The organism is Leptolyngbya sp. Cla-17, from assembly GCF_016807185.1.
GTDB lineage: Bacteria > Cyanobacteriota > Cyanobacteriia > Leptolyngbyales > Leptolyngbyaceae > ULC077BIN1.
The window spans coordinates 407,839-429,911 of record NZ_JAEVYN010000003.1 but is presented as its reverse complement, the minus strand read 5'-3'; the positions used below and the strand labels follow the sequence as shown (position 1 = coordinate 429,911).

18 protein-coding genes are annotated in these 22,073 nt (G+C 47.1%); 17 read left to right on the top strand and 1 reads right to left on the bottom strand.

Annotation, left to right across the window (positions count from 1 at the left end; genetic code table 11):
* Positions 1 to 58: 58 nt before the first annotated feature.
* On the bottom strand, positions 59 to 985 hold the full coding sequence (locus JOY44_RS26655; protein ID WP_171576572.1) for a cation diffusion facilitator family transporter: 927 nt from the start codon (positions 983 to 985) through the stop codon (positions 59 to 61).
* Positions 986 to 1,303: 318 nt separating this feature from the next.
* On the opposite strand from JOY44_RS26655, the gene JOY44_RS26650 reads away from it, so the two are divergent.
* The 17 genes from JOY44_RS26650 (at position 1,304) to JOY44_RS26575 (ending at position 22,063) form a co-directional block, all read left to right on the top strand.
* Entirely contained in the window at positions 1,304 to 7,672 is a 6,369-nt protein-coding gene (locus JOY44_RS26650) for an AAA family ATPase (RefSeq protein ID WP_171576571.1), read from the top strand.
* A gap of 6 nt (positions 7,673 to 7,678) precedes the next feature.
* Positions 7,679 to 8,308: a response regulator gene (locus JOY44_RS26645; RefSeq protein WP_171576570.1), complete on the top strand. Its 630-nt coding sequence runs from the start codon at positions 7,679 to 7,681 to the stop codon at positions 8,306 to 8,308.
* A gap of 433 nt (positions 8,309 to 8,741) precedes the next feature.
* Positions 8,742 to 9,398: a TetR/AcrR family transcriptional regulator gene (locus JOY44_RS26640; RefSeq protein WP_171576569.1), complete on the top strand. Its 657-nt coding sequence runs from the start codon at positions 8,742 to 8,744 to the stop codon at positions 9,396 to 9,398.
* The gene (locus JOY44_RS26635) at positions 9,398 to 10,273 is read left to right on the top strand and encodes a bile acid:sodium symporter family protein (RefSeq protein WP_171576568.1); all 876 of its coding nucleotides are present in this window, start codon (positions 9,398 to 9,400) and stop codon (positions 10,271 to 10,273) included. The genes JOY44_RS26640 and JOY44_RS26635 overlap by 1 nt, the downstream gene beginning before the upstream one ends.
* A 157-nt stretch (positions 10,274 to 10,430) precedes the next feature.
* Positions 10,431 to 11,141 carry a Coq4 family protein gene (locus tag JOY44_RS26630; RefSeq protein ID WP_171576567.1) on the top strand — a complete coding sequence of 237 codons (711 nt, stop codon included), beginning with the start codon at positions 10,431 to 10,433 and terminating at the stop codon, positions 11,139 to 11,141.
* A 133-nt stretch (positions 11,142 to 11,274) separates the two neighbouring features.
* Positions 11,275 to 11,631: a hypothetical protein gene (locus JOY44_RS26625; RefSeq protein WP_171576566.1), complete on the top strand. Its 357-nt coding sequence runs from the start codon at positions 11,275 to 11,277 to the stop codon at positions 11,629 to 11,631.
* Positions 11,583 to 11,723: a hypothetical protein gene (locus JOY44_RS33115; protein WP_415881141.1), complete on the top strand. Its 141-nt coding sequence runs from the start codon at positions 11,583 to 11,585 to the stop codon at positions 11,721 to 11,723. The genes JOY44_RS26625 and JOY44_RS33115 overlap by 49 nt, the downstream gene beginning before the upstream one ends.
* A gap of 214 nt (positions 11,724 to 11,937) precedes the next feature.
* A complete protein-coding gene (locus JOY44_RS26620) occupies positions 11,938 to 12,678 on the top strand; it encodes a hypothetical protein (protein ID WP_171576565.1) in 741 nt (246 codons plus the stop codon).
* Between the two features lie 44 nt (positions 12,679 to 12,722).
* Positions 12,723 to 13,193: a hypothetical protein gene (locus tag JOY44_RS26615; protein ID WP_171576564.1), complete on the top strand. Its 471-nt coding sequence runs from the start codon at positions 12,723 to 12,725 to the stop codon at positions 13,191 to 13,193.
* On the top strand, positions 13,190 to 14,095 hold the full coding sequence (locus tag JOY44_RS26610) for a hypothetical protein (protein WP_171576563.1): 906 nt from the start codon (positions 13,190 to 13,192) through the stop codon (positions 14,093 to 14,095). The genes JOY44_RS26615 and JOY44_RS26610 overlap by 4 nt, the downstream gene beginning before the upstream one ends.
* 36 nt (positions 14,096 to 14,131) lie before the next feature.
* A complete protein-coding gene (locus tag JOY44_RS26605) occupies positions 14,132 to 15,316 on the top strand; it encodes an ABC exporter membrane fusion protein (RefSeq protein WP_171576562.1) in 1,185 nt (394 codons plus the stop codon).
* Complete coding sequence (gene devC, locus JOY44_RS26600; RefSeq protein WP_171576561.1) at positions 15,313 to 16,488, top strand: ABC transporter permease DevC; 1,176 nt, start codon at positions 15,313 to 15,315, stop codon at positions 16,486 to 16,488. The genes JOY44_RS26605 and devC overlap by 4 nt, the downstream gene beginning before the upstream one ends.
* 8 nt (positions 16,489 to 16,496) lie before the next feature.
* On the top strand, positions 16,497 to 17,198 hold the full coding sequence (locus JOY44_RS26595; protein ID WP_171576560.1) for a DevA family ABC transporter ATP-binding protein: 702 nt from the start codon (positions 16,497 to 16,499) through the stop codon (positions 17,196 to 17,198).
* 1,170 nt (positions 17,199 to 18,368) lie between these two features.
* On the top strand, positions 18,369 to 18,977 hold the full coding sequence (locus tag JOY44_RS26590; protein WP_171576559.1) for a DsbA family protein: 609 nt from the start codon (positions 18,369 to 18,371) through the stop codon (positions 18,975 to 18,977).
* A 49-nt stretch (positions 18,978 to 19,026) separates the two neighbouring features.
* Complete coding sequence (locus JOY44_RS26585) at positions 19,027 to 19,800, top strand: WD40 repeat domain-containing protein (RefSeq protein ID WP_171576558.1); 774 nt, start codon at positions 19,027 to 19,029, stop codon at positions 19,798 to 19,800.
* Between the two features lie 133 nt (positions 19,801 to 19,933).
* A complete protein-coding gene (locus JOY44_RS26580) occupies positions 19,934 to 20,857 on the top strand; it encodes an MBL fold metallo-hydrolase (RefSeq protein ID WP_242541891.1) in 924 nt (307 codons plus the stop codon).
* A 150-nt stretch (positions 20,858 to 21,007) separates the two neighbouring features.
* Positions 21,008 to 22,063 carry a DUF4331 family protein gene (locus tag JOY44_RS26575; RefSeq protein ID WP_171576556.1) on the top strand — a complete coding sequence of 352 codons (1,056 nt, stop codon included), beginning with the start codon at positions 21,008 to 21,010 and terminating at the stop codon, positions 22,061 to 22,063.
* The last annotated feature ends 10 nt before the right edge of the window (positions 22,064 to 22,073 follow it).

Sequence of the window (22,073 nt, the reverse complement as noted above, 5' to 3'; positions counted from 1 at the left end):
TCCATTGCAAACAACGAATCGACAACATTACCCGCCCTTGGAACCTTGCCCGATGGAATCACAGTGCCCACTTGGGATCGGTGGTGAATACGATCGTCAGCCAACGATCAGGATTGTCTTCGCCCAATGCTTCGCCGATCTGATCACGGAGCGCATCCCATTCCTCCAGCCGCTTGGCAGAATAGTCTCGGGGTACGATGAAGTTGAGTTCTATCTGCCTTCCTCGACCCACGCGCGCGACGTAAGCACGGTAAGAGACGAACCCGAACCGCTCCACGGTCTGCATAGCAACCAGATCAACCTGTTCCTTCAAGTCCTGTGGAGTCACAAGCAGGATGTCGGCTAGCGCCTGACGAATCGTGCCGATAGGCATAGGAATGATGACAAGGCAGATGAGTAACAATGCCGCAGGATCGACATAAGCCGAGAGCCATTCGTAAGCGGTTCCACGAATAAGAAAGCCCAGCAGGAAGGCGGCGAACAGCGCAGTGCCAAGAGCAGCACTCATTATCCATGACTTCGCATCCAGAGCGACAAGCTGGGAGCGTATGCTTCTATTCGCACGCAGTGTATAGATAGCCATTCCAACGTCGGCTGTGGTCGAAATTGCGGCGTAGACTATAGCTGCGTCGAAGGAGAGTGCGCGTCCGCCTACAAGGATACTGCCAATCGCGTTAATCAGCGCATATATTGCCGCACCAGTAAGCAGGACTCCGTTGAGACCCAACACAATTGGCTCCAGATGCCAAAAGCCCATCGTGAACCGCTCGTAAAGCCGACCGCCAGACGCATCCGCCGCATTGGAGGTAGCGATCAATCGCGCAACCCCCAGTGCAAGCGCCGTCATCGCTGCATCCACCAGCCCATACACGCCATCGAAGATAATTGCGGTTGATCCGGCAGCGAGTCCAAAAACGACGCCGCTGAGGGCTAGCATCACAGTGGCGAACACCGAAACGCGAAGAACAGTTTGCTCTTTGCTCATGTCTATCTCACAGAGAAGGGGTCTGACCGGCAGTTCGGGGAAGTAGGGATTGAATCCGTCACGGTGCCTGCATAGGTGTGACCTGCTACAAGGACCAGAACTTTTAGTTTGATTGTTGCGGCTACTGCTAACCAAAACCAGGAAAGATAAGTAAGTTAGTTTTACCTTAAGCGACCAACATTTTTCCCTAAGTGTTTAACGAACGCTCAAGAGAGCATTAGCATTAAGGACATCAAGACGATTACCTGAGCTTGAGTAGAGGAAACATTGACCCAGCCCTAACCAAAGCTCACCTAACCTAATTTTGGTATTCCAGCTATGATTAGCTTACCCGGTATCACTATCAGAGCCAAAATCTATGAAAGTTCCAGTTCTCTGGTGTATCGGGGTGTCAGAGAGCAAGATGGCTTACCGATTGTCCTCAAAGTACTCAAGCACGACTATCCTACTCCTGCTGAGTTAATTCGCTACAGGCAAGAGTACGAAGTGACGCGATCGCTCAATCTGGAAGGAGTCGTCAAAGTCTACAGCCAACAGGATTACCAGCGCACTCTCGTCATGATGCTGGAGGATTTTGGCGGGGAGTCGTTGGAGAAATGGATGCAAGATTCCCCACAGATGTATTGCCCAATCCCTTTACCTGTGTTTCTTTGTCTCGCAGTTAAAATCGCAGAGATCCTGGGCAGAATTCATTTTGCCAATGTGATTCACAAAGATATTAATCCCAGCAATATTGTTTTCAATCCTGGAACCGGACAAGTCAAAATTATTGACTTTGGCATTGCCACTCGGTTTACTCGCACCAATCCCAGCTTCAAAAGTCTTCATGTTCTGGAAGGAACCCTCGCCTATATGTCACCGGAGCAGACGGGCAGGATGAACCGAGCGATGGATTATCGCACTGACTTTTACTCGCTGGGTGTCACATTTTATGAATTGCTTTGCGGTCGTCTGCCTTTTGAGGCAACGGATGCTGTGGAGTTAGTCCACTGTCACATTGCCAAGCAACCAATTCCACCCCATGAGCTTAATTCAGAGGTTCCTAAGGCAGTTTCAAACCTAGTATTGAAATTGTTAGCAAAAAACGCTGAAAACCGATATCAAAGTGCCTGGGGAATTAAAGTAGATTTGCAGGAGTGTTTAAATCAGTTGAAGGCTGACGGTAGGATTGAAGCCTTCTCTCTAGCTCGACACGACGTTTCTGATAAGTTTCAAATCTCTCAAAAGCTTTATGGCAGAGAGCAAGAAATTACTACCTTGCTAACAGCCTTTGAGCGAGTCAGTCAGGGTAAAAGTGAAATGATGCTGGTTTCGGGATATTCCGGTATCGGCAAGTCGGCGTTAGTGCAGGAAATTTATAAACCTATTACTCGACAGAGAGGGTATTTCGCCTCTGGCAAATTTGACCAACTTCAGGGAAATATTCCTTACAGCTCTCTAATTCAGGCTTTTCAAGAATTAATCCAACAGTTGTTAACTGAAAGTGAAATACAGATCGCTAGTTGGCGAGAGAAGTTTCTTGCTGCACTAGGAAACAATGGTCAAATTATTGTTGATGTAATTCCTGAAATAGGACTGATTATAGGTAAACAACCTGCTGTAGTAGATCTCCCGTCTACAGAGTCGCAAAATCGCTTTAATCTAGCCTTCCAAAATTTCATCAAAGTTTTTACCCAACCAGAACATCCCTTGGTGATTTTCTTAGACGATTTACAGTGGGTAGATAACGCTTCTCTTAAGCTGATTCAGTTATTGATGACTGAGCCCAATAGTCAGTATTTGCTGCTAATTGGAGCGTACCGAGATAATGAAGTGAGTGCAGCTCATTCATTAATGCTGACACTAGATGAGATCAAAAAGGCTGGGGTGATTATTAACTATATCTCCCTCTCCCCTTTGGATTTGACGGATACTAACCAGTTAATTGCAGACACACTTAACTGTGAAGTGAAAAATGTAACAACACTGGCAGATTTAGTGAGCCAGAAAACCGGCGGCAACCCCTTCTTCTTGAATGAATTCTTGAAATCGCTATATCAGGAGAAGTTGCTTAACTTCGAGCTTAATCTTGGTAGATGGCAGTGGAGTTTGGAGCAAATTCAAGCAGCACAACTCACCGATAACGTGGTCGAGTTAATAGCAGATAAAATTCAGAAACTCTCGGAGCCAATCCAGCAGATCTTAAAGCTCGCTGCCTCTATTGGTAACCAATTTAACTATAAGACCTTATTAATTATCAGTGAAAAGTCTCAAGCTGAAACTACTGCTGACCTTTGGGAAGCAGTACAAGAAGGTTTGATTCTGCCTATTGGGGATGATTATAAATATCTGCAAATCAAGAATTCAGAATTCAAAACTCAAAACCCTTCTGACTCCTGGTCCTTGACTCTTGACTCCTGTTCCTACAAATTTCTGCATGACCGGGTACAACAGGCAGTTTACTCCTTGATCTCAGAAGCAGACAAAAAACAGGTTCACTTGCAAATAGGTCAACTACTTCTAAAATCTACTCCTCCAGAATCACTGGAAGACAAAATATTTGACATTGTTAACCAGCTAAATATTGGAGTTGAACTGATTACTGATCAAACTCAGAAAGATGAATTGGCTCAACTAAATTTTATTGCTGGTAAGAAAGCCAAAACCTCCACAGCCTACAAAACTGCCTTAAGCTATTTCCACGTTGGGCAAAATCTTTTGAGCGAAATTTGTTGGACCTTGGATTATGATTTTACATTCGCTTTGACCACCGGGCTGGCTGAATGCGAATTCCTATGCGGTCGTTTCGATGAAGCCGATTACTACTTCGATCTGCTTTTGGAAAAGGCGCAATCACGTCTAGACAAGGGCAAAATCTACGACTTAAAGATCCACCAATATGAAAACTTAACTCATTTTGCTGACGCTATCCGTGTTGGCTACGAAGCTCTTGCACTCTTTGGCGTATACTTTCCTGACCTTTTGGAAGAAAAGCAGGCGGCTCTGGAGGTTGATCTCTCGACCATCCAGTCCCTCGTGGGTAATAGAACCATCGACTCCCTGATTGACCTGCCAGTCATGGAAGATCCAGAAGATCAGATGGTTATGAAGCTTCTCAGCAATCTGCATACCTCGTTCTATCTGGTGGGTGACAAAATTCTGACGCTCCTGAACACCTCTAAGATGGTTTGCCTGTCTCTCACCCGTGGAAACGCCCCAGAATCGGCACATGCATATGTACTTCATGCCATGCACATTGGTTCTATCAGAGGGGATTATAAATCTTCGTATGAGTTTGGCCTGCTAGCTATGCACCTGAACGAACGCCTACCCAATCCTGGACTGCGAGCCAAGATCTTGATGAACTTCTCGTGGGCGATTAGTATCTGGCGCAAGCCGATAGTGGACTCTTTTGCCTACTCGCGCGAGGCAATACGGCTTGGCAGTGAGACTGGACACTTTTCCGACGCAGCGTACGCCTTCTTCAACGACAGTTACTTCACCCTGCTTGCTGGCCGCCGTGAACTCGGTACTGTGCAGCAGGTGTGTGAAGCGGCTGTCAGCTTCACTAAGCGCATCAAGATGCATGGCTTCGTAGATGCCCCGCAGGTGTTTCGTCAATGGAGCCTTGCGCTTCAGGGGTTGACAGAGAGCCCGACCTCTCTCACCATTCATAAAGCCCGGACTGAGCCTACTGCCAGCTTCGATGAGGACGTGTACCAGCTTACCCACCGGGGGCACAGCCTCTTTGAGATGTTCTACCTCATCGCAAAACTAGCCCTCCTCTACACCTTTGATAGGTATCTTGCTGCATGTGAAGTTGCCCAGGAGACAGAACGAGTTATCCGGGATTACACTGGCACGATTTGGGATGAGCTGAGGGTTTTCTATCACGCCCTCGCGATCGCGGCACTCTATGACTCTTTCACAGCAGAAGAGCAGCAAAAAGCATGGAACCAGTTGACAGACCTACACGGCAAAATGAGAATTTGGGCTAAGAACTGTCCAGAAAATTTCCTGCATCAATATCTGTTAATTTCTGCAGAAATGGCGAGGATCAGTGGCAACCATATCGAGGCGATGGAATTCTATGAGCGTGGAATTCAGTCGGCGGTTGAAAATGAATTTATGCAAAATGAAGCCCTGGCAAACGAATTGTATGCCAAATTTTGGCTGCATAGAAAAAATGAGAAAATTACCAGGCTGTATATTAATGAAGCTCATTACAGTTATGTGAAATGGGGAGCAACTGCAAAAGTCAAAGATTTAGAAACTCGCTACCCGCAGTTTTTTCCTTCGTCGTCGAGCGTTGATTCCACGGCAATTCGCACAGCTTCTGAAACCATCTCTACTCGCTTAGACAGCGCTTTCGACTTGGCAGCAGTACTGAAGGCATCCCAAGCGATTTCGAGTGAAATTGAACTGGATCGGTTACTTGGCTCTCTGATGCAGATTTTAATTGAGAACGCTGGGGCACAAACCGGATTTCTAATTCTGGAGAACTCAGGCGACTGGGTGATTGAAGCTGCTTGTGAACTCGATGAGGGTGAGCAGGTTTGTGCTACGCGAGTGCTGCAATCGATTCCGATCGCAACTCGTTTACCCGCATCTATTATTCAGTATGTGATCCGGACTCATAAATCCATCATCTTGAACGATGCAACTCATGAAGGTAATTTTATCAATGAGTCATACATTCAGCACAATCAAACTCAGTCGGTCTTCTGTTTACCACTGCTGAACCAAAGTAAGCTGGTCGGCGTGTTGTATCTGGAAAATCAGTTAGCAACTGGAGCATTTACACCGGAGCGATCGCAAGTCTTACATCTACTATCGACTCAAGCAGCCATTGCGATCGAAAATGCCAAACTATACTCCAGGCTACGCGCTAGCGAAAGTAGGATGACTCAATTTCTAGAAGCAATCCCGGTGGGAATTGCTGTCGTGGATGTGACTAGTCGCCCTTACTACTTCAATCAACGGGCTATTCAGTTAGTGGGCAAAGGAACTGATCCTTCCGTAACACTGGAGCAACTTGCAGAGGCTTATCAACTTTATCGGGCGGGAACAAATCAACAATATCCCACTGAAGAACTACCCACTATCCGGGCGTTGAGCGGCGAACGCACCACAGTTGACGATCTGGAAATTCACCAAAACAGCGCAATCATTCCAGTTGAGGTGTGGGGAACTCCTATCTTTGATGAGCAGGGCAATGTCGCTTATGCGCTGACAGCCTTTCAAGACATCACTGAGCGGAGACAAGCAGAACAACTGCTAACCGATTACAATCGTACCTTAGAGCAACAGGTAGCGGAACGAACGGCAGCCCTACAGCGCAGTGAAGCTAAGTTCCGCAATATCTTTGAAAACTCACAGGTCTGCATCTTCCGAACGCGTCTTTCTGATGGATTAATTCTCGATGCCAATCAACGCCTGGTGGAGCTGTTTGGCTTTGATTCACCCGATGAGATTATTGGCATCAAACGCACGACAGACTTTTATGTGAATCCAGTTGTATTGCACCCGCATCTGGGTGAACTGCAAATCTTTGATAAGAATGTGCGAAACATTGAAGTGCAGATACGAAAACGAAATGGCGCGCTATTGTGGGGACTTTACTCCTTTTGTCTGAATACAGCCGATGGATACATGGAATGCGTGATTTCAGATATTAGCGATCGCAAACAAGCAGAAGCCGCTCTACAAAATAGTGAAGAACGGCTGCGCCTAGCACTAACAGCCACAAATCAGGGACTCTACGATCTCAATTTAAAAACTGAAGAAAGAATTTTTAACCCGGAATATGCTTTAATGCTGGGCTACGATCCAGCAACATTCCACGAACCCATTTCCGAATGGATTGCCCGTTTGCATCCTGACGACAGAGAATCAGTTGTCGCAACCTACCGTGCTTACATTGCTGGAGAAATCCCCAGCTATCAAGCAGAGTATCGCCAGCGTACCCAGGATGGTCGGTGGAAATGGACTCTTTCTGTTGGCAAAATTGTTGCCTGGGACGAATCAGGTCAACCCATGCGGATGTTGGGAACCCACGCTGACATTGACGATCGCAAACGTGCCGAAGAAGCCTCCATTCTAGAAGAGCGCAACCACATGGCACGGGAAATTCACGACACTTTAGCACAGGCATTTACAGGGATTATCATTCATACTCGATCTGCCTCCGATGAGGTAACGGCAGATCCAGAAAAAGCGCAAACTCTCCTCACTCAGATCCTCGACTTAGCTCGTTCTGGGCTTGCGGAGGCACGTCGTTCAGTAGAGGCACTACACCGTCCGCACCTTTTAGAGAGTAGTAACTTACAGGATGCCCTAAGCCGTCTTGCTGCTCAATTGGACTCCTCAATCGCCACCCAAATCGTCTACGAAGTCATTGGTACGCCCTATCCTCTATCCTCCGATTTGGAGAATAATCTGTTTCGGATTGGGCAGGAAGCTTTGACCAATGCAATCAAACATGCTGAGGCGCATGAAATCCGCATTGAACTGGTCTATGAACCGACCCAATGCAGCTTACGAATAAAAGACAATGGGCAGGGATTTGATGTAGAAAACCAGGCGATGAGAAATGGCTTTGGTCTGCTGGGGATAGTACAACGGGCTGAACGCATCAGAGCTGAGTTAAAGATTCAAAGCCATTTAGGGCAAGGGACCGAGATCACGGTATCTATTAATCGGGAGTAAGTCAGCATGAGTCAGCCCAGTCACATTCGCGTTCTGGTTGTGGACGATCATCCCGTTGTCCTTCAGGGTTTGATTGGGATGTTAGAGAAGGCTTCAGATATCGTCATTGCGGGTCAGGGGCGAAATGGGCATGAGGCGATCGCAGTGTTTCAGCAACAGCAGCCTGATGTGACTTTGATGGATCTACGGATGCCTGAGATGGGAGGTGTTGAGGCGATTACAGTGATTCGCAGTGAGTTCCCTAACGCCCAGATTATGGTGCTGAGCACGTATGACACTGATGAAGAGATTTATCAAGGATTGCGAGCCGGGGCAAAGGGATATTTACTGAAAGACTCTGAGCCAGAGGAACTATTGGCAGCAATTCGTACAGTGAACAGGGGGCAACGGTATGTTCACCCCAACGTGGCTGCCAAGCTAGTTCAGCGGGTGACTGGTCCAGAATTGAGCGATCGTGAGCTAGAAGTGCTTCGTTTAGTCGGACAGGGAATGAGCAATCAAGAAATTAGCACTGCGCTAACGATCAGCGAAAGTACGGTGAAAACTCATATTAACCGAATTTTAAGCAAGCTAGAGGTCAAAGATCGCACCCAAGCAGCCATCATTGCATTGAAACGCGGAATTGCGAGTTTATAAAGGTGAAATAGGGGTCAACTCAGAATTTGGAAAAATTTGTACGTTAAGGCTGTAAGCATTGATATGCAGAGGTTTCAGGGGTCAACTTTGAGATGTATTAATTTCACATTAGATTGCTTACCATAGGCGGTTTGAACGAAAAATCAGGGGTTTCAGAGTTTAATTATTACAAGAAGGTTCTTAATACTGGCAAAAGCAAGGCATTAGAGTACGATTTTTCCCGAATTCTGAAGTGACCCCAAGCTCATCCCGTTCTTGATACTCGTAAGTCTTTTTTTCGACTGACTCCTAGCTTGTGCTATACGGAAATCGCTTCACCGTAAATGTTCTGCTGAGGTTTTCTAAGCAAGGAGTAGACAAATTCAAGGGCTTGCCATAGGATATGACCATTCAGTCATATGACTGAATGGTCATATCCGTTTTGATTAGGTTCATGCCGTCCCAAACTTTTTTTAATTTACCTGATGTCAAGCGACAGATCATTATCGACGCGGCGATCGACGAGTTGGCGAACCATAGCTATGAAGCCGCGTCGATCTCAAACATTGTCAATCAGGCAAAAATTGCTAAAGGTAGTTTTTATCAATATTTTGAAAATAAAGAAGATCTGTATCTCTACCTGGTTGATCAAGCATTGGAGACAAAGAGAGCGTTCATTGCTAGAGCAAATTTGCCAAGCATTCAAGCTGGTTTTTTTGTGTACTTGCGGGCGTTATTTCAGGCAGTTTTAGAGTTTCAATTGGCGCATCCAGCCTTGACTCAAATTCTGCATCGAGGACCCCATCATGGCAATGTGCCGTTTCGAGAAGAGGTCTTTAAGCGCACAAGAATTGCCTCGATCTCATTCATGCGCCAGTGTGTGCAAGAGGCTATTGCCCAAGGTCAACTTGCAGCGGATATCAATCCAGATGTGACAGCCTTCACGATCGTGACGTTGGGAAACGAACTCAGGCGCTTTATTCCGGTTTATCTGGGAATCAACGCAAACCAATTGGTCAAAGACGGTCCCGTTCTGGATCAGGCTGCCATTGGTGAAGTTCTAGACGACTTTATACGCACCTTAGAGCGCGGGATTGGAGGCAGTCCATAATGCTCAACACCCTGCCGATTTCAATCAAAATTGTCATCTGGTTGTTTCTCTTTACGTTTCTCTTTTCAGTGGCGCTAGAGAAACCAAAGGTCGAAATCATCGCCATGATGAAATCGGGCTTGATGGGGCGATCGCTGTTCGCAAATTTCATTTTGCTGCCGATCGTGGGCTTAATTCTGATTCGGTTGTTCCATCTATCGCCCGAAATCTCAATAGGTTTTCTGGCGGTTGCGGCAGCCCCTGGCGGTTTGCTGGCTCTGCATTTTGCGCGGGTTGCCAAAGGAAACCTGATGTATGCCGTGGGCTTGGTCTTTCTGCTATCGCTCTTATCCATAATCGCGACACCGATTCTGATTCATCTGATTTTTCCCAGTATTAGCCCAGCGAGTGTGCCTATTTTCCCGCTCATGGGTCGCCTCTTGTTGCTGATTGCTCCGCCCCTTTTGGCTGGACAGGTGACCCGACATTGGCTAGAGATGTTGGCGCAGCCTCTCCATCGGAGAATCGCACCCAAACTGCAAAAACTAACCTCTTTTTTAGCTATTGCCCTGTTCATTACGTTGACTATTCTCACTTCGACGCTCAAAGCATTAGATACTCAAACGCTGGGATGGAATGGTGTAGCAGCGATCGCCACCTTGATCGTGGCAGCTTGGATCATCGGTTGGTGGTTGGGTGGAGCGGATCTCGCGGATCGTAAAGTGTTGGCAATCAGCACCAGCATGAGAAATATTGCAATTTGTCTGGCGATCGCGAGCAGTAGTGCCCTCGACCAAAAAGCAAATCTGGCAATCATCGGCTTTAGTGAACTGTTGGCTCCAATGAATTTAGTCTTTGCGATCGCTATGAGTCGCGTTAAGTCTCCATTAGCTTAATCAGTAAACCAACTAATCACGCGATTATCTACGCAAAAAAATTATGCCAAATTCAATCAGAGCAGGTTAACAAAAATGCGCCTAAATCACTTGTAAAACTAGCCATCATCACCACCTTACGACCACGCGCTATCTACTTATCATCCAGGAGGAACTCATGCTGAAACAATTTGAGGAACTGAGCCGCACTGTTCGCAATCTCAGCTCTGTCACCGATTTGCTCAAATCGATGGGTGAAAAAACAGACAATGTGTTTGACATTGAAGATAACTTTCGCGGTAGTGAGCAAATGAAGGTGTGTGTCGATCGGGTGAAAGCCATCCCCGAAGCCCGCGCCATGATGGACGATCGCTACATGGGTTCCGCGATCGATCTAGAAGCCTTGTCCAAATTGCCGAAAGGAACCCTGGGTCACACATACGCTACGGTGATGAAAACCCTGGGCTATGATCCCAATTTCTTCCGGCAACGCGAGATTGAAACGGATGACGACTGGGTGGTGGTGCGCCTCCGCAAAACTCATGATTTAACTCACCTGATTACAGGCTTCGGTCCCGCGGGTGGAGAGTTGGGCGTGTTGTCTATTAACGCGGTGCAGATTGGCTATCCCGCATCGGTGGTGCTTCAAGTGGCTAGTATTGGCTTGGCACTCAAGCGTCAACCGGAAAAGCTCTCCTATGTCACGCAGCAGGCAGCGCGAGGCATGGGGATGGCACTGGAAATAAAACCATTGATTGCTCAACGGTGGGAAGAGGGCTGGGATAAACCCTTGCAGCAATGGCGTGAGGAACTGAACATTACTGATCCGGTGATTGATGAGCCATACAGCATGAAGAACCGTTTGCCGGATCTGGATTTGGATTGGTAATTTGCTTGATTAGAACCTGTGAGGCTACTTTCTAAACCTCCAGGTTCGACAGATTGATAGAAAAAGCAGGATTTCTGCAACTTCCCTTCTCCTGCTCAATAACATCATTCAGCAACAACAAAGGATAAACGCCATGAAATCTTTTACACGTCCCACCATTTTTGCCTTGTTTTCAGTCTTGTTGTCTATCGGTATGGTTTCTCTGGATGCCCAACGTCATGCAACTGCTGCACCGCGTGTTAACCCGAATGTGAATCCTAATCCTAATGCGGGTCGTCAAAATGTGAACCCTAACTTTGATGCGAATCCTAATGTGAATCGGGTCAATCCTGGCGGCGTGGTTAATCCAGTTGTCAATCCTGGCGTAGATCGCGTAAATCCTGGCGGCGTGGTTAATCCAGTTGTCAATCCTGGCGTAGATGCGGTAAGGGCAGACCTGCTATTGGTGCAGTTGTCAGGGCATTACCTGGAGGTTGCTCGGCAACTTTAGAAGGTGGAGTCACCTACTACAACTGCGGCGGTGTTATTTATAAACCCTTCTACCAGGGCAGCAATGTTGTTTATGAGGTAGTTAGATATTAATTAAAAAGTTAATTTCAGTAAGCGGATTTTCACTACTTCGTTTGCTGAAATTAAACGTTTGGATTGTAGAACCTAGATCTTTGGATAGCTACCAAATAATTTCGGGTATTAAACCTGTGAGGCTACTTTCTCAGCCTTCAGGTTCGACAGGTTAATAGAAGAAGCGCGATCGCCGCAGCTTCTGAGGTAAGCATTATCTGTAACCACCCCACCCATGAAACGCACTTTTCTTCAAACCTTACTTGGATCGCTGTTAGCCATCATACTGGCTGGCTGTGGTAACACCGTTCAATCCAAAGGCATCCCGGCGATCGCACCCTCTCAATCCATGTCGATTCCTGCCGATCTACGCGATTTCCGCTATTGCGAGGTGCTTCCAGTGTTTCGAGATAGACTCACACTCACGGTCGAGGTTTACAACACGATGGGGCTAAATGATTGCCCCGCCGATCTATGGGCAAAGCTAGATGCCGACGCACTGAGCCAACAATATGGCTCCACAGCAACCAAACTCAACGGGCCACGCTATTGGGTGTTCAATCAAACCACAGCCGGAGGCGAAACGGCGGCAGGCAAAGTCGTCGATTTTGGCGGCATTGAGATGAAACTATTGGCGAAGCTTGAAACCAAATTATGGCAAGGCTCCGTTGGGGACAAGTTCTTTACGCCTAATGAAGTTCAACGCACCACGAGTTTTTTCTATCGAGCAGGCAACCTGGTTTATGAACTGATCTCTCCTGAAGGGGAGGTCTATCGGATGCAATCTTACGCTCAGATTGCCGATCCAGCATTAACCATTGCTGATCTGGAAACGCTGGGCACACGCCTGGAACTGCCGCAGGGCTGGAAATATCAGGCGCGTGTGTTGGAAGCAGATTCTGAATTGAGTGCCGATGGGTTGGCATATGTGATCAGCGACAACTTCTACAACACCTATCAGAAGGTTTTGCCATAGTTCAACGAGTTGGCGATCGCTGCGACACTTATTGCGAAATAACCATGAATACCCTTTTAGAAATATTACTGCCTGCCAAAATCGACAATACGATACGAGGGACGAAACTGCCGTTCTACGTGTTTGCCTTGTATACGATCGTCAGCACTGTGCGAAGTTTGATCCACCTGCTCGCTCCCGATGGTGGTGCGGGCAGCATTGCCGGGATGGATCTCTCAAACGGTGGCGCAGACGGCATTATCTTTGCCTTTGCCCTGTGGGGCAGTTCGCAAGTGTTGTTTGCCATTATTCAACTGCTGGTTGTGTTCCGCTATCGCTCGCTCGTGCCGTTCATGTACCTGTTGCTCGCACTAGAAATTCTGTTGCGCAAATTGGTGGGTCACATGAAGCCAGTTACCTTCGCACACACCCCGCCCGGTGAAATTGGCAACCAGATTATCTTGCCACTCGCAATGGCGATGCTGTTTCTGTCGCTGTGGAGTGCGTGTCGGAAACAAGTCAGCGAGGTTAAATGAAACATTTAGTCGCTTTGCTGTTATTGATTGCTTTGACGAGTTGTGGGCTGCTGTCCCGTCCCGCCGATAACTTTCTTGCCGACACAAATCAAACTGATACCACTGTCAATGACGGCACAGATCGCGGACAGGGTCAATTGTTGAGTGCTTTCTTTGGGCTGGATAATGGGCTACCCTTTAGTACCAACATCGGGATTTGTCCGGGTGGAGGCAAGGCTGATGGTATGCCGATCATTTTTGACCACGAGGTGGATAGTCGTACCCTTCAAGCTGGTGATTTTCGCGTGGTGACGCAGTTGGGCAAGGTGGCCAAGATCACCTGCGTAACGATGTTCCCTGCAATCGATACTGGCGAACTGCGTACAGCCCTGCTAGTTGGTGACTTTGGTTCTGCCAATAATGACCCGCCCAACGAGGTCAAGATTGTAGGTAACTTGCTCTCGTTGGATCAGACCATCAACTTTAAAGCTACCCAAATCAATGTGACGCCCTTGCTGCTTGGCCCCACGTTAATTTTGGCCGAAATTGTGCCGCAAGAACAGTGGCAACTTGGCAAAGAGTCTGGAACGGGGCGGGGGAGCGGTAGTGGTTGTCCTCAAAACACGATACAAATTGTGCGCGCTGTGTGGACGGGCGGTGTGGAAAAAGCCAATAGTGAGGAACTCGGTGATGCCGAGCGGTTGTTGTATCAAATTGCGCTTGAACAGAGTGATGGCAGTACCCAACGTGTGGCTCCTTTTGCGCTGGCAGATTTGGGTGATGGTGACAACAACCATCTGCTGTGTTTGGCTGTGACCGGAACCCCTCGCATGGTTTCATTTCCTGCTGGGCATCTGGTTGACCCAAACCATGACTTGAATCCTGCCACCTCTATCACTGTATCTGCGCCCGCTTTGCCGTGACAGTAGAAAGATACATACCATCATTGCAAAATAAACATGAAAGCCATATTAACTGCTGCTCCAAAGAATTCTCCAAAAGTACGTAAAGCTGTGTTGATTGGTGCGATCTCACTCGGCATCGGTGGCATAATGACGGCGGTAGTTTGGCGGTTTCTCGCTCCACCTGCCCCCGCCCCTCAAACCATCAGCCAACCTGAGATCAAAACGATCACAGCATTGGGACGTTTAGCCCCAAAAGGCGAGGTGATTAAGCTCTCTGCATCGACATCGAACCAAGAGCAACGAGTTGAGCAATTGTTGGTTAAAGAAGGCGATCGCGTCAAAGCGAATCAAGTGATTGCGATTTTAGATTCGCGCGATCGCTTACAAGCAGCCCTGGCGGAAGCCGAAAAACAAGTGAATGTGGCGCAAGCAAAATTAGACGTAACACTAGCGGGCGCAAAGTCAGGTGAAATCGAAGCGCAACGTGCCGAAATTGCCCGCCTTCAAATGGAACAACAAGGCAACATTGCCGCTCAAACAGCAACGGTGGCGCGATTACAATCCGAACGGCAAAATGCTCAAACCGAGTATGGTCGCTATCAAGCGCTGTATCAAGACGGAGCAATTTCGGCTTCTGAACGTGACAGTAAGCGATTAACCTTAGACACTGCCCAAAAGTCTGTACAAGAAGCGCAAGCCACGCTCGATCGCATTCGCACTACCAGTCCACAGGAATTGAATAAAGCGAGAGGCACCCTGGCTCAGATTGCCGAGGTGCGTCCTGAGGATGTGCGTTCGGCGGAAGCAGAGGTGAATCGGGCGATCGCAGCGCGTAATCAGGCAAAGGCAAGTTTGGAGCAACTATCCGTGCGATCGCCTGTGGATGGCGAAGTCCTATATGTTCATACCCGATCCGGCGAAGTCATCTCGACCGATGGCATTGTGGAGATTGGGGCAATTCAACAGATGCAGGCGATCGCCGAAGTTTATCAAACTGATATTGGTAATGTTCAGCCTGGACAACGAGTGCGGGTGACGAGCGACGCAATTCCCGGTGAATTAATCGGCACGGTTGAGCGAGTGGGTTCGCAAGTGCGCCGGCAAGATATCGTTAACAGCGACCCAAGCGCCAATATTGATGCCAGGGTGGTCGAGGTTCACGTAGCGCTGGATAGTGCCTCCAGTCAAAAAGCCACTAAGTTCACGAATCTTCAAGTTCGGGTAGTGATTGAACAATGATCAAATTGATGCAACAACTTCAGCGCCGTACTCCACTGGGATGGCTACAACTGAGCCACGAAAAAGTTCGGTTGCTGGTCGCGATCGGCGGCATTGCCTTTGCAGATATGTTGATGTTCATGCAGCTTGGCTTCGAGGCTTCACTCTATGACAGTAATACCCGTGCTAATCGCGCGATGTTGGCAGATATTATTTTGATCAGCCCCAAAGCCCTCAATCTGCAAAATGTGTCTACGTTTTCGCGGCGGCGGCTAATGCAGGCAATGGATATTCCCGGAGTGCAGACGACTAACGCGCTGTATGTCAACACCATCAATTGGAAAAATCCTCAAACTCGCCAGACCGCAACTGTACAGATGCTCGGATTTGCCCCCGATCAGCCAGCGTTTGACTTGCCAGAAGTTAACCAACAGCTTGACAAAATTAAGTTGCCGAATGTGGTGCTTTTCGATCGCGGCGCTAGAGGTAAGTATGAAGAAGTCATTGCCCAAGTCGATCAAGGCAAGATTATCACTGCTGAAGTAGATCGCCACACCTTGACGATTGCTGGGCTATTTAGCTTGGGGGCTTCGTTTGGTTCCGATGCCAGTCTGATGATGAGTGATCAAACCTTTCTCCGCCTCTTTCCCCGCCGCGATGCTGCCAGTATTAGCATCGGGCTGATTCGGCTAAAACCGGGCTACGATCCTCAGCAGGTTGTCGCTGACTTAAAGGCTCATCTGCCTGATGATGTCCGCGTGTTAACGGCTCAAGAGTATGTGCAGTTTGAGGAAAAATTTTGGAAATCAGCCAGCCCAATCGGCTTTATTTTCGGTTTAGGAACAGCGATGGCGTTTGTCGTCGGAATCGTGATTGTCTATCAAGTGTTATCGACTGATGTAAATGCTCATATCAAAGAATATGCAACCTTCAAAGCGATGGGCTATCAAAATATTTATCTGTTGGGCGTGGTCTTTGAAGAAGTAATCATTCTTTCAATAATGGGATTTTTTCCAGGTTTGCTTTTATCGTTTGGACTTTACCATTTAGCTGCAAAAGCCACTGCTTTACCGCTTTACATGACCGTTACCAGGGCGTTAATGGTGCTGGTATTAACGATCGTCATGTCTATGCTATCGGGTGCGATCGCAACTCGTAAACTGCAATCTGCTGACCCTGCCGATATGTTCTAGGAATAAGTATGACTATTGCAATTTCTGCTCAAGGGCTAGATCACTATTTCGGTCAAGGTGAACTACAAAAACAAGTTCTGTTTGGGATTGATCTTGAAATTAACGAGGGCGAAATTGTGATCATGACTGGACCTTCGGGTTCTGGTAAAACCACACTGCTCACCTTAGTCGGTGGATTGCGTTCGGCTCAATCGGGTCGTTTACAAGTGTTTGGTCAAGAACTCTTGGGTGCAACTGCCAAACAATTAGCGCACGTTCGCCGCCAACATGGATATATTTTTCAGGCACATAACCTGCACAGCAGCCTGACAACCCTTCAGAACGTCAGAATGGGACTCGAACTACACCCTAATTTCTCGGTCGCTGAAATGCAAACTCGCTCGACCGAAATTTTAGAACAAGTCGGACTAGGTGAGCGCCTCAATTACTATCCTGATGATTTATCCGGTGGACAAAAACAGCGCGTAGCTATCGCTCGTGCCCTGGTGAGTCATCCCAAACTGGTTTTAGCCGATGAACCCACGGCAGCCCTTGATAGCAAATCCGGTCGGGATGTGGTGACGCTCATGCAAACGCTGGCGAAAGAGCAAGGTTGCACAATTTTGCTGGTGACGCACGACAATCGCATTTTGGATATTGCCGATCGGATTGTGAATATGGAGGATGGCAAATTGAAGGATAATACAGTCGTCACGACGACTACAAACTGAACGGTCGGGTTCTAGACAAGGTGATCTGAGATCTTGCACCAATCTCAATTGCAACCTCCTCCGGCTAGGAAATCAATTTCCTAGCTCATAGCAATTAGTTTAGTCACTAAAATACAATGGCTTACTTTGCTGGGCGGTATAAGAAAGCTCAAATTCTGATCATGTAAATGACCCACAAATACTGTCTAACGGTCGTATTCAGCGGATACAAATCACCTTTGCAACTCAACGAAGAAGACTAGTTGTTCCGCTGCAATACGGTTGTTAAGCTGATGTGCATTCAAGTTGCATAAAACCGGGCTTGGAACCTAAACAGCGAGGGGATCAGTCTGAAAAAATAAATGACGATTAGCTGAGCTCAGTGTTTCTTAGAGTTGTAAATTTCACACCTAAGTTTCCCCACCAGCAGCTTTAATAAGAGGACTGACAATTCCTCTTGGTCTTCGGAAACCGCCCCGATAAGGGGTCGCCTCAGAATACGGAAAAAATCGTACGTTAAGGTTTTTGCAAATCTGATTTCGCTGTCAGTTATATCAGATGCTTAGTGCTTTATTGAGCATAATTTTTGGTGATAGGGATCAAGGAAAGCTTCTTGAAACACATGACAATGGCATTGAAACGAGAAAGGCTTTTCGAGAACTATTTCTGAGAACTCTATGCCCTTATGTTTGCCAACCAATAATCGAAGACAGGTTGCTTCTCACAAACGTAGGTTTTCAAGAACAAGATTCCTTCTCTTCGTGACTATGCAGCGGTCACCTGCCTATGCTGCGCAGTAATTATGCCTGATTGCAAGATTGAAAGGCTTACAACACCTACATTTACAAGTCCTTAGCGTACGATTTTTCCCGTATTCTGAGGTGACCCCAAATAGTACTTCTAACCTGGATTGACAATCATAGCCAGCTACTACTCTGAAGCGAGGGATTTTGTCTATGGAGGTAGACAATCAAACCTGAGTTTGATCTAAAGCCGAACTAAAGTTTGATTCGTTCTAATGCTTCAAATTGACTAATCCTCAATCGTCTTGCTACCTAAAATACAAACCACGGATTGACGACAGCGTTAAGTGAGTCCCGTACATTAAAGCCATACACATGATACGGGATGAAGGAAAGAGATTTCAGCGTGCTTCTTGCACGATTAATCCTCTTTTCCTCAAGGTTTAGAATGAGCAATGTTATTCCTGATGACGCACCTAGCGACCCTTGCGGTAACTGCGAAGCGGATCACAATCAGTTAGTTGTACCCCCTTCTGAGCAAGACCATCGGCAAGGATCATTGAATGCCCGTGTTGTGCTCGTTGAGTATGGGGATTATCAATGTTCTCAATGTGGTGAACTTTATACCTCAATTAAGGCAATTCAACGCCAGCTTGAGGCGACCCTATATGGGAGAGATTCTTTATGCTTTGTATTCCGGCATTTTCCTCAACCTCACATCCATCCTCAAGCTCAAAAGGCAGCAGCAGCGACAGAAGCAGCAGGAGCGCAAGGTCAGTTTTGGCAGATGTACGAAATCTTGCTGGAGCATCAACAAGCTTTAGAGAATGGCTATCTTGCCGAGTACGCTGATCGTTTAGGACTTAACGTTCCTCAATTTCTGCGGGATCTTGCAAGAGGGACGTATCTCGATCGCATTAATCAAGATATCGAAAGTGGAATACGCAGCGGAGTGACCCACGCTCCAGCTTTATTCATCAATGGCACTCGATATCGCAACGCTTTAGAAATTGAGCCACTACTGGCTGCAATTGTTGAATCAGGGGATTTTTCATAATCGCCAAGGCTTGTAAACAAATTATGACTGCACAAAGGAGGGAGAATCAATGACGAATGCCGCACTGAAAATGCCAAAGTCCCCTGTATCCTACCAGCCAAAACCTGACTTTGTAGAACGAGACTACCAAACTCAAGTTACGTCTCGCAGCCGCGAACGAGGGGTGATTCTGACACTGTATGGATGGAACAAACTTCAAACTTCAAAATCACAGGTGGAATTTGAAGAGAATGCTGGCGATCGCTTTACGTTGGAAGAATTAAGCGAACGGACAGAATTATCCTCACGGACTATCTCCAAAGTATTGGGCTGCATAGAACCCGTAGACCGATATTCACTGCAAACAGTGTTTCAGTCCCTTGGACTGGAGATGAGCAAGAATGATTATATCCGACCGACCTCTCGATCTGAAACCTCAGAATCTCAAGAATCTCAGCAGATTAATCTGTGGCAAAAGTGGAATTTAGGGATTAGCGGAATTGATGAAAATACAGTGACACCCCATTGGATGACTTCAGTTTGTTTCAGCCTAGACGGTAAGACGCTAGCTAACAGCAGTTCTGATTTTTCAGTACGAATATGGGATGTGCAGAGTGGTCAGTGCCTCAACATCTTGCAGGGACACTCAAGTTGGATCTATTCAGTTTGTTTTAGCCCCGATGGACGCATTCTAGCGACCAGTAGCCAGGACAGAACGACTAAGCTTTGGGATGTTCAGACAGGCGAGTGTTTCCAAACGCTGAAGGGCGATTGCTCAATTTCAAGTGAGAAGCGCAAGAGTCTGACAAACTGCCCTAAGAATCTGAAAGAAACTGGCATTTAAACTTTATACGTTTTGAGTAGACGAAGTTAGAGATTTTTAATCTTTTAATCAGCTTGGATTCAGTTTTAATTACCACTAAAAGGGTTCTAATATGTTTTCTAAACTGATGATAGCTGTTATAGTCGCAGTGCTAATGATTGTGACCTCTTGTCTTTTTCCAACGGTATCACTGGGCAAAATTGCGATTGCTCAAGTGCCAGGTGTCTATCCATTCAAGTTAGGTGATTTCACAATTACAGTCCTGAGCGACGGCACACTCCCCCAGGATCTACATACGCTGCTGTCGAATACGAACCCAACAGAAACCGATCGCCTGCTTCAGAAAAACTTTCTAACCAATCCTATTGAAGCATCGATTAATGTCTTCCTGATTGACACTGGAGATCAACAAGTGTTAGTAGATACAGGAGCCGGAACCTTCTTTAGTCCAAAGCTAGGCGGCAAGCTTCAGACATCGTTGAAGGCAGCAGGCTATGCTCCCAGCGAAGTTGATGCAATCCTCCTGACTCATATTCATACCGATCACAGCGGCGGTCTGGTCAAAGCAGGTCAACTGGTATTTCCCAACGCCACAGTTTATGTCGCCAAGCCAGATGTCGATTTCTGGTTCGATCGAGCGAATGCCACGCGATTCAACGTTGCTGAAAAGTACTTTGACGAAGCCGCGAAAACTGTCAAACCTTATTTAGATGCAGGCAAGGTGAAATCGTTTTCTGGCAAGACAGCCCTTCTACCGGGAATCACCGCGCATCCCACACCCGGACACACTCCTGGTCATAGCTGCTATGTGGCGGCAAGCAAGGGCGAGAGCATTGAGTTTTGGGGCGATATTGTTCACTTTGCTTCGGTGCAATTTCCCAAGCCAGAAATTACAGTTGCTTATGATGTCGATGCCATTGCTGCTGCGGCACAACGCAAAAAACAGTTTGCAAGAGCGGAAGCATCCCGAATTTTGGTAGCAGGCGCACATTTACCCTTTCCCGGCGTTGGACACCTTCGGGCAGCAGATCAAGGCTATGACTGGGTACCAGTAGATTACCGATGGCGTGAACCCTAACGAGAAGGTTGATGCCAACTGATTTGTTGGGCATTCAGAGTTGGCGTTGTTGCTACAAAACATCAACAGTTATGCCACTGAGAGTAATTTAGTTCGCCTATTTCAGGATTGATCGTAGTTAGTCGAACTGTAATTCATTGAGAAATAGTCATGTCTCATCATTTTGATTCGCCGACTGCCCGTGAAGATGGTCGTGTTGACCTAAGCGATCTCTACGTTTTTCCGGGAGAGAACTCAGATACCACTGTTTTGATCTTGACCGTTAATCCGGACGCTGGACTCTCTTCACCAATAACCTTTCGTCCAAATGATGCTTTGTACGAATTCAACATCGATTTGAATAATGATGTGCTTGAAGACATCAGTTACCGCATCACTTTCGGCAACCCCAATGGTAACAATGTGCAATTTATGCAGGTACGGGTTGCCGAAGGCGAAACTGCCAGAACTTCCAATGGTGCGATGGGAGAATTAATTGCTGAAGGATTGACTGGCGAAGTAATCAGCGTTGCAAATGGAGGGCGAATTTGGGCTAGGCTTGCTGCTGATTCCTTCTTTGCAGATGCCGGAGGTTTGGCAAAATTTCTCAGCGCAATCTCTGAAAATCGGCTCGAACATCCCACCTCTGAACCGCCACAGAATTGGTTCGATCTCCGAAATGTTTCAGGAATTGTGCTGGAGGTGCCAAATTATAAGCTGAACACAGAGGTCATTCGAGTTTGGACGACGGTTTCGCTGTTTGGACATGTCCCGCAGCAACAGGTAAATCGACAGGGAATGCCACTGCTGCAACCAATCTTTAATCAAGAGGATGAATGGAGCGAACAGGATAACCGCACTCATCCCAGAGACGATCGAGCTAACCTCCAGACTCGGGTTGCTAACGTTGTTGCCAAAGCTACAGAGATAGCTGGCACAGCAGCAAATCCTCAAGCTTATGGTTTACAGATTGCAAATCTTTTGCTTCCCGATGTCCTGACTTATTGCCCCAGTACTGCCGCAAGTTTTAGCTTTGCTGGGCTGAATGGTCGCACTCTCAATGACGATGTTTTTGACATAATGATGACGATCGTTGCTAACACTCCATTAACCGATCGCGTCGATTCTCCTCATCACTTGCCGTTGAGCTTTCCCTATCTTGACTCACCCTACCACGACCAAAAAGGAGTACTCCCTTTTCTAAACCGATCGCAATCGCCTTATTAATACTAATGAG